The organism is Mesorhizobium sp. CA14 (genome assembly GCF_020165195.1).
Lineage (GTDB): Bacteria > Pseudomonadota > Alphaproteobacteria > Rhizobiales > Rhizobiaceae > Mesorhizobium.
The window spans coordinates 99,080-113,386 of the sequence record NZ_JAIUHR010000019.1 but is presented as its reverse complement, the minus strand read 5'-3'; the positions used below and the strand labels follow the sequence as shown (position 1 = coordinate 113,386).

12 protein-coding genes are annotated in these 14,307 nt (G+C 64.4%); 6 read left to right on the top strand and 6 right to left on the bottom strand.

The features are described from left to right. Window positions 1-280 precede the first annotated feature (280 nt). Complete coding sequence (locus tag LB565_RS19745) at window positions 281-2,035, bottom strand: ABC transporter ATP-binding protein (RefSeq protein ID WP_224586864.1); 1,755 nt, start codon at window positions 2,033-2,035, stop codon at window positions 281-283. Between the two features lie 178 nt (window positions 2,036-2,213). On the opposite strand from LB565_RS19745, the gene LB565_RS19740 reads away from it, so the two are divergent. After that, on the top strand, window positions 2,214-3,494 hold the full coding sequence (locus LB565_RS19740; protein ID WP_224586863.1) for an amidohydrolase family protein: 1,281 nt from the start codon (window positions 2,214-2,216) through the stop codon (window positions 3,492-3,494). A gap of 81 nt (window positions 3,495-3,575) precedes the next feature. Further along, the gene (locus LB565_RS19735; protein WP_224586862.1) at window positions 3,576-4,496 is read left to right on the top strand and encodes a DMT family transporter; all 921 of its coding nucleotides are present in this window, start codon (window positions 3,576-3,578) and stop codon (window positions 4,494-4,496) included. A gap of 15 nt (window positions 4,497-4,511) precedes the next feature. Here the strand turns inward: LB565_RS19735 and LB565_RS19730 are convergent, their stop codons facing one another. Then, window positions 4,512-5,414: a phosphotransferase family protein gene (locus LB565_RS19730; RefSeq protein WP_224586861.1), complete on the bottom strand. Its 903-nt coding sequence runs from the start codon at window positions 5,412-5,414 to the stop codon at window positions 4,512-4,514. Between the two features lie 95 nt (window positions 5,415-5,509). Here LB565_RS19730 and LB565_RS19725 point away from each other — a divergent pair, with 95 nt between their 5' ends. Further along, window positions 5,510-6,142: a class I SAM-dependent DNA methyltransferase gene (locus tag LB565_RS19725; protein ID WP_224586860.1), complete on the top strand. Its 633-nt coding sequence runs from the start codon at window positions 5,510-5,512 to the stop codon at window positions 6,140-6,142. A gap of 15 nt (window positions 6,143-6,157) precedes the next feature. Here the strand turns inward: LB565_RS19725 and LB565_RS19720 are convergent, their stop codons facing one another. Together LB565_RS19720 and LB565_RS19715 are read right to left on the bottom strand one after the other, a co-directional pair. Continuing rightward, on the bottom strand, window positions 6,158-8,611 hold the full coding sequence (locus LB565_RS19720) for an FAD-dependent oxidoreductase (RefSeq protein WP_224586859.1): 2,454 nt from the start codon (window positions 8,609-8,611) through the stop codon (window positions 6,158-6,160). Continuing rightward, window positions 8,608-9,492 (bottom strand): phosphotransferase, encoded by an 885-nt coding sequence (locus LB565_RS19715; RefSeq protein WP_224586857.1) that lies wholly within the window; start codon window positions 9,490-9,492, stop codon window positions 8,608-8,610. Before LB565_RS19715 ends, LB565_RS19720 begins: the two co-directional genes overlap by 4 nt. Window positions 9,493-9,880: 388 nt before the next feature. Between LB565_RS19715 and LB565_RS19710 the strand changes: the two genes are divergently transcribed. Beyond that, window positions 9,881-10,645, top strand: a complete 765-nt coding sequence (locus tag LB565_RS19710; protein ID WP_224586855.1) for a DeoR/GlpR family DNA-binding transcription regulator — start codon at window positions 9,881-9,883, stop codon at window positions 10,643-10,645. A 16-nt stretch (window positions 10,646-10,661) separates the two neighbouring features. Here the strand turns inward: LB565_RS19710 and LB565_RS19705 are convergent, their stop codons facing one another. Both LB565_RS19705 and LB565_RS19700 read right to left on the bottom strand, forming a co-directional pair. Then, window positions 10,662-11,558, bottom strand: coding sequence for an NAD(P)/FAD-dependent oxidoreductase (locus LB565_RS19705; protein ID WP_224586853.1), 897 nt, complete (start codon window positions 11,556-11,558; stop codon window positions 10,662-10,664). Then, the gene (locus tag LB565_RS19700) at window positions 11,548-11,997 is read right to left on the bottom strand and encodes an RrF2 family transcriptional regulator (RefSeq protein ID WP_224586851.1); all 450 of its coding nucleotides are present in this window, start codon (window positions 11,995-11,997) and stop codon (window positions 11,548-11,550) included. Before LB565_RS19700 ends, LB565_RS19705 begins: the two co-directional genes overlap by 11 nt. 87 nt (window positions 11,998-12,084) lie before the next feature. Between LB565_RS19700 and LB565_RS19695 the strand changes: the two genes are divergently transcribed. Together LB565_RS19695 and LB565_RS19690 are read left to right on the top strand one after the other, a co-directional pair. Continuing rightward, window positions 12,085-12,996, top strand: a complete 912-nt coding sequence (locus tag LB565_RS19695) for a LysR substrate-binding domain-containing protein (RefSeq protein ID WP_224586849.1) — start codon at window positions 12,085-12,087, stop codon at window positions 12,994-12,996. Between the two features lie 130 nt (window positions 12,997-13,126). Next, window positions 13,127-14,281, top strand: coding sequence for an ABC transporter substrate-binding protein (locus tag LB565_RS19690; protein ID WP_224586846.1), 1,155 nt, complete (start codon window positions 13,127-13,129; stop codon window positions 14,279-14,281). The last annotated feature ends 26 nt before the right edge of the window (window positions 14,282-14,307 follow it).

Genomic DNA, 14,307 nt, shown 5'->3' with positions numbered 1-14,307 from the left:
GATGCTGGCCTCCAATCCAGCCAGCATCTTGAATCACAAATCCAACCGAGCGGGAATCCCTTCCGATTCTATCGAGCAGTGAAACGCTCTAGGCTCCCCCTTCTCCCCTTGTGGGAGAAGGTGGATCGGCGCGCAGCGCCGAGACGGATGAGGGGTGCTCCAGCGGAGTGAGACGTCGGCCAATTCCGACTGGATGAGCGGCGCCGCCAAACTGGAACATCCCTCATCCGTCGCCTTCGGCGACACCTTCTCCCACAAGGGGAGAAGGAGAGGCGCCGCGTCACGGCATCAGCTGATATTCATAAAGCTTCTGGTAAAGCCCGCCCTGCTTGAGCAGAGTCTTGTGCGGGCCGCTTTCCAGCACCTTGCCTTTTTCCAGCACCACGATCGTGTCGGCCTGGTGCACGGTCGACAGCCGGTGCGCGATCACGATCGTCGTGCGCCCGGCGGTGAGCTGCTGCAGCGCGTCGCGGAACAGCGCTTCCGACTCGGCGTCGAGCGCGCTGGTTGCCTCATCGAGCAGCAGGATCTCGGCATTGCGCAGCATGGCGCGCGCGATCGAGATGCGCTGGCGCTGGCCGCCTGAGAGCAGCGAGCCGTTCTCGCCGACCTCCGTGTCGTAGCCCTTGGCCATGGCGCTGATGAAGTCATGCGCATTGGCGGCCTTGGCGGCGGCGATCACCTCCTCGTCGGTCGCGCCCTCGCGGCCGAGGCGGATATTGTGCATGATGGTGCCGGCAAACAGGAACGTGTCCTGGCTGACATAAGCGATCTTGCGCCTGAGCGAATCGAGCGTCGCGAAGGAGATGTCCTGGTCGTCGAACAGCACTCTGCCGGTCTGCGGGTCGTACATGCGCATGATCAGGTTGAGGATCGTCGACTTGCCGCTGCCCGACGGCCCGACCAGCGCCGTCATCTTGCCGGCGGCAAGCGTCAGGTTGAAGCCTTCGAACACCGGCGGGCTCTCCGGGTAGGCGAAGCTGACATTGTCGAAGCGGATTTCGCCCGGACCGGGTTGCAGCGGCGCGGCGCCGGGTTTCTCGGCGAGCGTCAGCGGCCGGTCGGCGAGCTGGAACATCATGCGCACGCCGACGATGCCCGTCTCGAGCGAGATGCGCACGCGGGCCAGGCGCTTTGCCGGCTCATAGGCCAGCAGCAGTGCTGCGATGAAGGCCATGATGTTGCCCGGCATCTGGCCGCCCTGCAGCACCAGCAGGCCGCTGACCAGCACGGCGCCGGCGATCGCCAGACCCGCCAGCGTTTCCATCACCGGGCTGGTGGCGGCTTCCAGTGTCGCGATGTTGTTGGCGCGGGTTTCGACGTCCGAAACCGCCTTGTGCATGCGCTTGCGCATCGCGGCTTCCAGATTGAAGGATTTGACGACACGCACGCCGATCGCCGTCTCCTGCATCACATGCACGATCTGGCCGAGCGAGATGAATTCCATCGCCGCGATCTTGCGGACGCGCTTCAGGATGCGGTTGACACCGTAGATGGCAATCGGCCCGGCGACGAAGCAGATCAGCGACAGCGCCGGCTGTTGCCAGACCATGACCCCGACCAGGACGATCAATGTCACCAGGTCGCGCACATAGGAGGTGACGACGAGGTCGAGCACGCTGCGCGCGGCCTGCGCATTGTTGGTCATGCGGGCGATCAATTCGGCCGACGAGGTCGAATGGTAGAATTCAATGCCTTGCGCCAGGATGCGATCGTAGATCTTGCGCTGCCGGTCGGCGATGATGGCGTTGCCGACGCGGCTCATGAAATAGGCCTGGACGAAGCTGGCAAAACCCTTGAGCAGGAAGATCGCCGCGACGCCCGCCGCGATCAGGTTGACGCGGTCGAGCCTCTTGAAGACGACGAATTCGTTGGTGATCTCGCGCAGGATCCAGGCGCTGGCGCCGGTCATGGCGGCCACCACCAGCATCGACACGATCGCGGCGCCATAGCCGAATTTATGCTCGTGGAAGGATTCCCTCACCAGCCTCGCGATGAGGCGCTGGTTTTCCGTGGAGCGGAAGAAGCGAAACAACGGCCGATCCTGTCTCTGGCTTGCCAAGAATTTCGGATTCGCCACGAGGACGAGAGGCGGCTTATAGAGCGAGTTGCGGCGCGATGGAACCTTTCGGCTGCCGGGGAAAGAAAAGGCTGCGCCAGGCAGTCTTTTCAGCCACGATGAGTGCCGATTCTTGGGAAAAGGGTGACGACAGATGGATTTCGACCTCATCGTGCGCGGCGGCACGCTGCCGGACGGCAGGATTGCCGATATCGGCATTGCAGGGGAAACCATCCGGGCGATCGAACCGAACTTGCCGGGCTCTTCACCGACCGAGATCGACGCGCGCGGCAACCTGGTCTCGCCGCCCTTTGTTGATCCGCATTTCCATATGGACGCCACGCTGTCCTACGGCATTCCGCGCATCAATGCGTCCGGCACCCTGCTCGAAGGCATCGCGCTATGGGGCGAGCTGAAGCCGCTTTTGACGCATGAGGCCGTGCGCGAGCGCGCGCTCGCCTATTGCGACTGGGCCGTGTCGATGGGCCTGCTCGCCATCCGCAGCCATGTCGACGTCTGCGACGATCGGCTGCTCGCGGTGGAAGCCCTGCTCGACGTGAAGAAAACCGTCGCGCCCTATATCGACCTGCAGCTGGTCGCGTTTCCGCAGGACGGCCTCTATCGCTCGCCGACCGCGTTGAAGAATACCATTCGCGCGCTCGACATGGGTGTCGACATCGTCGGCGGCATCCCGCATTTCGAGCGCACCATGGCTGACGGCACGTGCTCGGTGACGGAGCTTTGCGAGATCGCCGCCAAACGCGGGCTGATGGTCGACATGCATTGCGACGAGACCGACGATCCGCTGTCGCGCCATATCGAGCAGCTGGCCTTCGAGACGCAACGGCTCGGCCTGCAGGGCAGGGTGGCCGGCTCGCACCTCACCTCCATGCATTCGATGGACAATTACTACGTCTCGAAGCTTTTGCCGCTCATCGCCGAGGCCGGCGTTTCGGCAATCCCCAACCCGCTGATCAACATCATGCTGCAGGGACGCCACGATACCTTCCCGAAACGGCGCGGCCTGACCCGGGTGAAGGAGATGCAGGCGCTCGGCATCCGCGTCGGCTGGGGCCAGGATTGCGTGCTTGACCCTTGGTATTCGCTGGGCACCGCCGACATGCTTGACGTCGCCTTCATGGGCCTGCATGTCGCGCAGATGTCGAGCCCGGCCGACATGGCGCGCTGCTTCGATATGGTGACCAATGTCAATGCCGCCATCATGGGGCTCGACCATCTGGGGCTGGCCGTCGGCAAGCGGGCGAGCCTGGTCGTGCTCGACGCGGGCAATGCGATCGAGGCCGTGCGTCTGCGTCCCGAACGTCTCTCCGTCATCGCCAGGGGCAAGGTAGTGGCCGAGCGGACGAAACAGGAAACGCGGCTGTCGATCGCGGGACGGCCGTCGCAGGTGAACCGGCGGCATAGGGCGGGCTAGAACCAGCCGATTTCCGTCGCTGGTCTTACCGGCTGGCCGATTTTCCCTCGTCAAACCGGCCGCTTGCCGCTAGGGAGCGGCATGGCTTCGCTCGCCCGCAATTTCACGATCAGGAACATGCTGCTCGCCGGCATCCTGTTGATGCTGGCTGGCGACTTCATGTTCGCGCTGAACGATGCGATGGGCAAATGGCTGGTCGCGAGCTTCTCCGTCGGGCAGGTGGTGTTGATCCGCTCGATCGGCGCCTTCGTCGTGCTCGGCCCGATGATCGCCAACCAGGGCACGGGCAGGCTGTTTCACATGGACCGGCCGCTTTTGCAGTTCCTGCGCGTCGTGGCCACCACCACCGATACCGGGCTTTTCTATGCCGCGGTCGTCTACCTGCCGCTCGCCGACGTGATGAGCTTCTACATGGCGGGGCCGATCTATGTCGCGGCGCTGTCGCACCTCCTGCTCGGCGAAAAGGTCGGCTGGCGCCGCTGGCTGGCGATCCTTGTCGGCTTCTGCGGCGTGCTGATCATCCTGAAGCCCTCTTCGGCGGCCTTCTCGCTGTCTTCGGCCTTCGCGCTGGTGGGCAGCATCGCCTTCGGCTTCGCCATCATCCTCGGCCGCCTGCTGCGCGGCACCAGCGATACGACTTTGGTCACCTGGCAGACGATCGGCACGCTGATTGTCGGCGGCCTGTTCACAATCGGCGCCTGGAACACTCCCTCGGCGCTCGATTTCGGCGCCATGCTTCTGCTCGGCGTCGTCTCCTGCGCCGCGCATCTGATGATCACAAGGGCGCTGAAGCTGGCGCCGGCGTCAACCTTGGCGCCGCTGCATTACAGCCTGCTCCTGTGGGCGGTGGTCTTCGGCCTGGTCTTCTTCGGCGATGTGCCCAGCCCGCGCATCCTTGTCGGTGCGGCCATCGTCGTGCTTGCCGGCATGTTCATCTTCCACCGCCAGAAGGTGGTGGAGACAGAGGTGCCGCCGGAGAACGTGCCGAAGGGCGTGAATTAGGATTCAGGCCTGCGTTCAGCCCTCTCGCACGGCGGCGAGATGCGGCGAAAATTCCGCCGTCTCCATCAATGCCTTGCAGCGGGCGAAGCGGCCGTCGGCATAGGCGCGGAAATCGTTGGCCGGATTATCGTTGGCGAGCTGGATCAGGCCCCAGAGCGTCCATAAGAGGTCGCACATCGCCTTGTAGATGACGACGCGGCCGCGCTCGGCCGGCCTCGCCTCGCCGCCGAAATAAGCGCGCATCAGTTCTTCGTCCTGGTCCGCATCGAACTTGCCCTCGACCGAGAGGTCGCCGAGATCCCACAGCGGATCGTTCATGCCGGAATATTCCCAGTCGACGATCCACATCCGCTCGCCGGTGTCGAGGAAGTTTTCGCACAGCGGATCGCAATGGCAGGCGGCGAGCGGGATAGGGTGCGCGGCAAGCGCCGCGCGCACCGCGCCTGCCTCGCGCACCACATCGTGATAGCCGGAAGGCAGCGCCACGTCCTTGGTCGACAAGACCTTCAGATAGTCGTCGATCATCGCGAAGAGTTCGAAGCGGAAGGGAAACATGGCGCCGGAAGAGTGGAGCTTCCGGAATGCCTGGCCCGCACGCGCGGGGCTGCCCGGCCGCGCCTTGAATTTCTCCGGCGACATCGTCTCGGCGCCGGCGATAAAGCGCGTCGCCATCAGGCCGGACGCGGGATCGGCATAAAGCACCTCGGGGCTGACTCCGGCCCTGGCCGCTTCGCGCGCCGCCACCGCCTCGTTTGCGCGGTTGATATATTCTTCCGTACCCTTGCCGGGAATACGCAGACACACTTCGCCGGCCCTGTAGACCTTGTTGGTCAGGCCGGCCAAACGCTCCAGCGGCCCGTCATAGCCTGCCAGCGCCGGAATGGTGGCCAACGCGGCGCGCGCCTCGTCCATCGTCATCCCCTTTACCATCACAGGATGTTTTATAGCGGAACGGTTCCACAGTTTTTGCCGCTTGGCTACCATTGCGGGTACGAATCGGCGCGGGAGCAGAAATGGCGGACGGCAAGCACAACAACGCGCTAAGCGCGGCCTATGCCGCCAAGCGGCCGGAGGAAGTGGCCGCGGTTTATGACAGTTGGGCCGAGACCTATGACGCCGACATGTCGGCATCCGGCTATCGCCACCCGACGATCTGCCTGGCGCTGCTTACCCGCCACCTGCCGCGCGGCGCCGAACCCTTGCTCGATGCCGGCGCCGGCACCGGCCTGATCGGCGAATGGCTGGCCATCACCGGCTATCCGAGGGTCGAGGCGCTCGACATCTCGCAAGGCATGCTGGACAAGGCCGGCGCCAAGGGCGTCTACACTGCGCTGCATCGCCTGGCGATGGGCGATGCTCTGCCGTTCGCCGACGGCACCTATGCCGGCATCGTCTCGGCCGGCGTCTTCACCTCCGGCCATGTCGGGGTCGAGGGCCTGGACGAGCTGATACGCATCTGCCGCCGAGGCGGCGTCATCGTGCTGACGGTGAAGAACACGTTGTGGGACGCCGGTTTCGCCGGGCGGATCGCCGAGCTGCAAGCGCGTGGGACGATAAGCCGCCTCGAAGAGACACGGCCTTATGCCTCTATGCCCGGCGAGGGTGACCCTGTGCCGAGCCGTTGTCTTGCGCTGCGCGTCAGCTGACCCGCGCTGCGCGGATCAGGCTTTTATCTTCGTCCCGGCCGGATCGTACAGCGCCTCGAGATGGATTTTTGCCGGCGTACGTTCCATCGCCACGACAAGCTCATAGTCGCCTGAGGCGAGGAACTCGTCGCTGACGCCGTCGGCATTGCGGACATAGCCATAGCCGATGTTCTTCTCCACCGTATAGCCGTAGCCGCCGCTGGTCAGGTAGCCGACGGGCTCGCCATTGCGCAGGATCGTCTCGCGCCCGACCAGCACGATTTCCGGGTCGCCAACCGTGAAGCCTGCAAAGCGTTTCGCCGGCGCCTTGCCGGCCGCTTTCTCCAGCGCACTCCGCCCGACGAAGTCGGTGTTCTTGCGAAGCTTCACCGCCCAGCCGAGGCCCGCTTCCAGGGGCGTGTCGTTCGGCGTGATGTCGGAACCCCAGGCGCGGTAGCCCTTTTCCAGCCTGAGCGACTCCAGCGCCCGGTAGCCGACCGGGCGGATGCCATGCGCCTTGCCCGCCGCCATCAGCGCATCGAAAACCTCGCCGGTAGCGGCGATCGGCACATGCAGCTCCCAGCCGAGCTCGCCGACATAGGTGACGCGCAGCGCCTTCACGCTATGGCCGGCAATCTGGATTTCGCGGGCATGGCCGAACGGGAAGGCGGCGTTCGAGACGTCGGCCTCCGTCACCGCCTGCAACACGTCGCGGGCGCGCGGTCCCATCAGCGACAGCGTGCCGGAATCCTCGGTGACGTCGGTCAGCCTGGCGTCGAGGCCGGAGCCGATATGGTCGTTTATCCAGGACAGGTCATGCGTGCGGAAGCCGGTGCCGGTGACGATGTAGAACCGGTCTTCGCCGAGTCGCGACACGGTGAGGTCCGCCTCGATGCCGCCGCGCGTGTTGAGAAGCTGCGTGTAGGTCAACCGGCCGACTGGCTTGTTGACGTCGTTGGCGCAGACCCAGTCGAGCGCCTTCAGCGCATCCCCACCGGTCAGCTCGTATTTGGCGAAGGAGGACTGGTCGAAGATGCCGACCTTCTCGCGCACATGACGGTGCTCGTCGCCGACCGGACCGAACCAGTTCTGGCGGCCCATCGAATAGACGTCCTCGGCGGCTGCGCCATCAGGCGCGAACCAGTTCGGCCGTTCCCAGCCGAGCTTGGAGCCGAACACGGCGCGATGCGTCTTCAGCCGCTCATAGAGCGGCGAGACGATGCGCGGCCGCCCGGACAGATATTCCTCATGCGGGAAGCCGATCGTGTAATGCTTGCCATAGGCTTCGAGCGTGCGGTCGCGGACCCAGTCGCGGTCGCGATGCAGGCTTGAAAAACGCCTTATGTCGACAACCCACAAGTCGAGCGGCGCCTCGCCGTCGACCACCCATTGCGCGAGCACCCAGCCGGCGCCGCCGCCCGACGCGATGCCGAAGGCGTTGAAGCCGGCGCCGACGAACATGTTGGAACATTCCGGCGCCACGCCGAGGATGAAATTGCCGTCCGGCGTGAAGCTTTCCGGTCCGTTGATCATCTGCTTGACGCCGGCGATTTGCAGAGCTGGAACGCGCGCGATCGCCTGCGTCATATGCTGTTCGAAATGATCGTAGTCGTTGTCGAACAGGCGGAATTCCCAGTCGTTGGGAACGTCGCCGCCGGGAAGTCCGGTCGCCCAGGCCTGCGGGTTCGGCTCATAGCCGCCCATCACCAGCCCGCCGACCTCTTCCTTGAAATACGTGCGGCGGTCGGGGTCGCGGATCGTCGGCGCATCGCTGGCAAGCCCTTCGATCTTCTCGGTGATGATGTATTGGTGCTTGACCGGCTGCAGCGGCACGTTGATGCCGGCCATCGCGCCGACCTGCCGCGCCCATTGCCCGGCGCAGTTCACCACTTTCTCGCAGGCGATGTCGCCTTTCGAAGTCTTCACCGCCGTGATGCGGCCGTCCTTCATCGTGAAGCCGGTGACGCGCACGTCCTCGAACAGTTTTGCGCCATGCATGCGCGCGCCCTTGGCCAGCGACTGAGCGATGTCTGAGGGGCTTGCCTGCCCGTCGGTCGGCAGCCACGAGGCGCCGACCAGGTCGCTGGTCTCCATCAGCGGCCACATGCGCTTCACCTCAGCCGGCGACAGAAGCTGCATGTCCATGCCGAAGCTTTTGGCCGTGGTCGCCAGCCGCTTGAACTCGGTCCAGCGGTCGGCGTTCGTCGCCAGCCGCAGGCACCCGGTCATCTTCCAGCCGGTCGCCAGGCCGGTCTCGGCCTCAAGCCCCTTGTAGAGCTCGACCGAATATTTGAGCACGCGCGTGATCGAGGCCGACGAGCGCAACTGCCCGACAAGGCCGGCGGCGTGCCAGGTCGAGCCGGAAGTCAGCTTGCCCTGCTCGAGCAGCACCACATCGGCCTTGTGGTCGCGCACCAGATGATAGGCGGTGGAACAGCCGATGATGCCGCCGCCGATGACGACGATTTCGGCATGGCTGGGCAAGGTCATGACTTGGTCCCGTATTTCGTCCGGTAGTTCTCCAGCGCCGCGTCGAGCCGGACGAGGTTTTCCTCGGTATAGGCGACATAGTCGATGCCGGGCGCGTCGAGATAAAGCTCGGAGACCATGCTCCACATCGCTTCGCGCAGCAGCGAGGCGCATTGCATGGCGGCATGCGAGCGGCGGATTTCGCCGTCCGGCTCCTTCATGAAATAGGCTGTCATGAAGGCGAAGGATTCGTCATCGCTCAAGCCGGCATTGGAGGCGGCGCCGGCAAGATCGAACATCGCGGTGTTGAAGCCGGCATATTCGAAGTCGATCAGCCACAGCCGCTTGCCGTCGTCGAGGATATTGGCCGGCAAAAGATCGTTGTGGCCGAAGACGATCGGCAGCAGCTTCTGCGCCCGCTCGAGTTCGTCGGCCAAAGCCAGATAGTGTGGCAGCTCGCTCCTCTTGCGGCTGCCGCCCTCCTCCAGCGTGCGTGCATAGTCGCGAATGACGTGGAACACCCAGAACATGAAGCCGGCGCCGGAGACATACTTCGGCATTTCGCGATGAAAGCCGCGCAGCAGCGCGGCCACGCGCCCGAGATTGGCGCGCACATCCTCTCCCAGGAAAGTCTTGGCGTCCAAGAATTCCGTCACCAGGATGCCGGGCTCGGCATAGTGCACGGCCGGCGCGAAGCTCGCTGCATGCGCGGCCCGCGCCGTCATCACCTCGCGCTCGCGAAAGACATGGTGGAACGGGAAGTCCTGGCCGAAACGCACGACATGCCGCCCGGCCGCATCGGTGACGACATAATTGGCGTTGCTGAGGCCGCCCGGCAGCGGCTCGATCTCGATGCTGCCGTTCCAGCACGGCAAGGCGCGGATGCGGTCTTCGGCACTCACGGCTTCGCTCCGGCCTCAGCCGGTCCCGGGGGACAACGACGATGGGACAAAATAAAAAAGCCTCGTCGGTGCGAGACGCCAGGATCGGTATCCCGCACCGCACCGACGAGCCCCTTGGCCAGGTATGATATCCCGGCATCCGCCCCCGCGGATTCGATAAAAGCTCGCGCCCGGCTGGTTCCAGGCGATCTGGTCACTAGGTTGCGGCTCTGCCATCACCCTCCCGCGGCAGTTCCGAGCCTGTCACAAGGTCAATGTCGTGCCAGCGCGGCAGCGCTGTCAATCCAAAAGCTGTGACCTTTTTTGGGTGTTTTGCCCGAAAATATAAGCGACTCCTTTCAAAGCGTTGCCAAAGCTTTAAAATCGGTCAAAATTCCCGGAAGCCTCGATGATCCATTCGAAACGGCACGGCGAAATCCTGCGGCTCCTCAACGAGGAGGGCACGATCACCATAGCCAGCCTTGCCGAGCGGCTCGGCGTCTCGCTGGAAACCGTGCGGCGCGACGTCAAGCCGCTCGCCGATGACGGCTCGGTGCTGAAGATGCACGGCGCCGTCGGCCTTTCCTCGATCGTGGGCGAGGCGCCGTTCGAGCGGCGCATGCGCGAGAATGCGGAAGCCAAGCGCCTGATCGCCAGGATGGTCGCGGCCACTATCCGCGATGGCGAGGCGATCATGCTCGACACCGGCACGACCACCTCCTTCCTGGCGCGAGAGCTGCTCGGCCATCGCCGGCTGACGGTGGTCACCAATTCCTCCGACATCGCCCGCACGCTGGCGACAGTGAACGGCAACAAAGTCTATATGGCCGGCGGCGAGCTGCGCAGCGATTCAGGCGCGGCTTTCGGCATTTCGGCGATCGAGTTCGTCAGCCGTTTTTCGGTCGATCATGCGGTGATCTCGATCGGCGCGGTCGATGCCGCCGCCGGCCTGACCGACTACGAGCTGGAGGAGGCGGAGTTCGCCCGCATGGTGCTGTCGCGCGGCCAGCGCTCGCTGGTCGTCACCGACCATACCAAGTTCGGCCGCCAGGGCCTGGTGCGGGTCTGCGGCTTCGACGGCTTTTCCGAGCTCGCCACCGACCAGCCGCCGCCGCCCGACATAACCACCGCGCTGAGCCATGCCGGCGCGCGCTTGACCATTGCGACGGCCTGACCGGGAGGGGAAGCAGCTACCCGAACACCAGCGATTGGTGCGCCGCAACCCCGGCCATCGCGCCGCCTGACACCGCGAAGGCGATGTTGTGCATCAAACGCGCGGCGTCTCCGGCCGCGAAGATGCCGGGCACCGATGTCTGCTGTTTGTCGTCGACGACGATCGCCCGGCCGAGCGGACCTTCGTTGAAGGCGCAGCCAAGCTGTTCGGCAAGCGGACTTGCCATCACGTTGCGCGGCGCGGTGAACAGCGCCCGCACGCTTGTACTGCGATTCCCGTCCAGCCTGACGACCAGACCGCCTGAGCCGTCGTCCTGCACTTCGCTCACCTTGGCGGGCTCGAACCGGATGTTGCGCTTCTCCAATATCCGCGCCTGGTCAGCGTCCGGTTCGAACAGCCCGTCGGCGAACAGCGTGACGTCGCCCCAGTCGGAGATCAGCTCTGCCTGGTGCAGCGACATCGGTCCGGTCGCCAGCACGCCGAGCGGCCCGCCAGCCACCTCGTAGCCGTGGCAATAGGGGCAATGCAGCACCGTCTTGCCCCAGTGCACGGCCAGTCCTGGAACGTCCGGGAGGATGTCCCGGACGCCGGTGGCGACCACCAGCCGCGTCGCGCCGAAACCCTCGCCATTGTCCATCTCGACCTCGAAGCCGGTGGCGGCGATTGCCGCTCGCTCGGCGCGGCCCTCGATCACCGTGACAGCGGGATAGGCGAGCAGTTGTGCCTTGGCCTCGCCGAGAATGTCCGACGGCGCCCGACCGTCCTGGCCGAAGAATCCATGCGAATGTTCCGCAAAACGGTTCCGCGGCTGCCCGGCATCGATCACCAGCACGTTGCGTCGCCCCCGCGCCGCATACATGGCGGCGGAGAGGCCGGCAAAGCTGCCGCCGACGACGATGACATCATACTGCATGGCTGGATACTCCAATCAGGTCGTAACGGCGGCGGAAATCGGCCGTCAGGTCGGCCAGCGTGATATGGCTGAGCCGCTCAATGAGCAGCCTTTCCGCCTCCAGGCGAAAATCGTCGAGCACGGCGATCACCGCCTGCTCGACCAGGCATCCGGGGCTTTCCGGCTCGGTGCTGAACGGCAACAGCGTCTCGCCGAGCGCTGCGCTGATCTCGGCCAGCGAAATCCTGTCCGGCGCGCGGCCGAGCTGCCATCCGCCGCCATGGCCGCGCGACGAGGTGACGATGCCGGCCTCGCGCAGCCCGGCGATGGTGCGGCGCACCACCACCGGATTGGTGTGGATGAAGCCGGCAAGCTCTTCAGAGGTCAGCGCCCGGTCCGGCGCGTCGGCCATGTGGACCAGGATATGCAGGGTCGAGGACAATCGGCTGTTGCGTTTCATGTAACTTAGTTAGTTACGATTCGCGAGGTTGTCAAGTTTGCACTTGCCCACTTCACAGCACCGCATTGGCCGGTGTTTAGTCCGGCCATGGCCTTCACCATCCGCCAATTGCAGTTTTTTGTCGCCGTCGCCGAGCTGGGCACCGTCTCGGGCGCCGCGCAGAACCTTTCGATTTCGCAATCCTCGGTCACCGAGGCGATCAAGGAATTGGAGAGCGACCTCGGCGTCGAGCTGTTCGAGCGCCATTCGCGCGGCCTCAACATCACCCACAAGGGCCACCAGTTCCTGCGCCACGCGACCAAGATCCTGGCCGATGTGTCGGATGCGCGCCGTTCTTTCTCCAGCGAGCAGGCCGCCGCCGGCGGGCGGCTGCAGCTCGGCGTCACCTCGCTGGTCGCCGGCTATGTTCTGTCCGATCTGCTCGCCCGTTACCGCCGCGCCTATCCCGGCGTCGAGGTGTCCGCCATCGAGGACAATGGCGACTATCTCGAGCACCTTCTGGTCGGCGGCAAGCTCGACATCGCCGTCATGGTCACGTCCAACTTGCGCGACCGCACCGCGCTGCAGTCGGAGATACTGGAAGTCTCGGCCTACAGGCTATGGATTCCGCTCAGCCACCGGCTCGTCAGCGCCGACATCATCTCTATCGGCGATATCGCCTCCGAACCGCTGATCATGCTCACCGTCGACGAAATCGAAGAAAACACCGGCAAGCTGCTGTCGGCGATCGGCGCCCGGCCGCATGTAGCCTTCCGCACGCGTTCGGTGGAAGCGGTGCGCAGCCTGGTCGCCACCGGCGCCGGCGTGGCGCTGCTGCCCGACCTTGTCTACCGGCCCTGGTCGCTGGAAGGCGACCGCATCGAATCGCGCGACATTTCCGGTTCGCTGCCGGTGGTCCAGGTCGGCACCGTCTGGCGCCGCGGCTCCGGCCTGCCGCAGGCCGCGCGCGACTTCATTGGCCTTGCGCAATCGCAGCGTATGACGCGGCAGCGGCTTTGAAATCTATCGGAAAAATCGATATCGACTTTCTGATAAATGAATTTGCGAAACCGGATTTTTCACAGCACCTTTCGCTCAGGGAACAAAGCCGCGCCCTGAGAGCGCTGCCCCTAGCAATGGGAGATCGATGATGAATGCATTCCTGAAGTCATGCACGGCGTTGACGGTTGCGCTGACCTTCTCGGGTCAGGCCATCGCCCAGGTCAAGGAGCTCGGCAAGGGCGAGGGCGAGGTCAACATCGTTGCCTGGCCGGGCTATATCGAGCGCGGCGAGACCGACAAGAACTACGACTGGGTTACGGCTTTCGAGAAGGAAAGCGGCTGCAAGGTCAATGTCAAGACCGCCAACACCTCGGACGAGATGGTCTCGCTGATGAACGAAGGCGGCTTCGACCTGGTCACCGCTTCGGGCGATGCTTCGCTGCGCCTCGTCGCCGGCAAGCGCGTGCAGCCGATCAACACCGATCTCATCCCGAGCTGGAAGACCGTCGACGAGCGGCTCAAGGACGCGCGCTGGTTCACCGTCGACAAGGTGCATTACGGCGTTCCCTATCAGTGGGGCCCGAACATCCTGATGTACAACACCGACGTCTTCAAGGAAGCGCCCAAGAGCTGGAATGTCGTCTTCGAGGAGATGAAGCTGCCCGACGGCAAGTCGAACAAGGGTCGCGTCCAGGCCTATGATGGTGCCATCCACATCGCCGACGCGGCCAACTATCTGATGTTCCACAAGCCGGAACTCGGCATCAAGGATCCCTACGAACTCAATGAGGACCAGTACAAGGCGGCGCTCGATCTCTTGCGCACGCAGCGCACGCTGGTCGGCCGCTATTGGCACGATGCCGCGATCCAGGTCGACGACTTCCAGAACGAAGGCGTGGTTGCTTCCGGCTCCTGGCCTTATCAGGTGAACACGCTGGTCGCCGCCAAGAAGCCGGTCGCCTCGACCGTGCCGCAGGAGGGCGTCACCGGTTGGGCCGACACCACCATGATGGAAGCCGACGCCGCCCATCCGAACTGCGCCTATATGTGGCTCGAGCATTCCCTGTCGCCGAAGGTCCAGGGCGACGTCTCGGCCTGGTTCGGCTCGCTGCCGGTCGTGCCCGCCGCCTGCAAGGGCAACGAGCTGCTCGGCGACGAAGGCTGCAAGACCAACGGCTACGAGAATTTCGACAAGATCAAGTTCTGGAAGACGCCGGTATCGAAATGCGCCAGCCAGAACGACCAGTGCGTTCCCTATTACCGCTGGGTGTCGGATTATATCGGCATCATCGGCGGACGGTGAGCTCCCTTACCCTCCTCCTTGTGGGG

Bases quoted from the DNA above. Each gene is read 5' to 3' on its own strand.
- LB565_RS19735 (WP_224586862.1), top strand. From the start codon at position 3,576: ATGGCTTCGCTCGCCCGCAATTTCACGATCAGGAACATGCTGCTCGCC.
- LB565_RS19705 (WP_224586853.1), bottom strand. From the start codon at position 11,558: ATGCAGTATGATGTCATCGTCGTCGGCGGCAGCTTTGCCGGCCTCTCC.
- LB565_RS19730 (WP_224586861.1), bottom strand. From the start codon at position 5,414: ATGACGATGGACGAGGCGCGCGCCGCGTTGGCCACCATTCCGGCGCTG.
- LB565_RS19710 (WP_224586855.1), top strand. From the start codon at position 9,881: ATGATCCATTCGAAACGGCACGGCGAAATCCTGCGGCTCCTCAACGAG.
- LB565_RS19700 (WP_224586851.1), bottom strand. From the start codon at position 11,997: ATGAAACGCAACAGCCGATTGTCCTCGACCCTGCATATCCTGGTCCAC.
- LB565_RS19690 (WP_224586846.1), top strand. From the start codon at position 13,127: ATGAATGCATTCCTGAAGTCATGCACGGCGTTGACGGTTGCGCTGACC.
- LB565_RS19725 (WP_224586860.1), top strand. From the start codon at position 5,510: ATGGCGGACGGCAAGCACAACAACGCGCTAAGCGCGGCCTATGCCGCC.
- LB565_RS19740 (WP_224586863.1), top strand. From the start codon at position 2,214: ATGGATTTCGACCTCATCGTGCGCGGCGGCACGCTGCCGGACGGCAGG.
- LB565_RS19695 (WP_224586849.1), top strand. From the start codon at position 12,085: ATGGCCTTCACCATCCGCCAATTGCAGTTTTTTGTCGCCGTCGCCGAG.
- LB565_RS19720 (WP_224586859.1), bottom strand. From the start codon at position 8,611: ATGACCTTGCCCAGCCATGCCGAAATCGTCGTCATCGGCGGCGGCATC.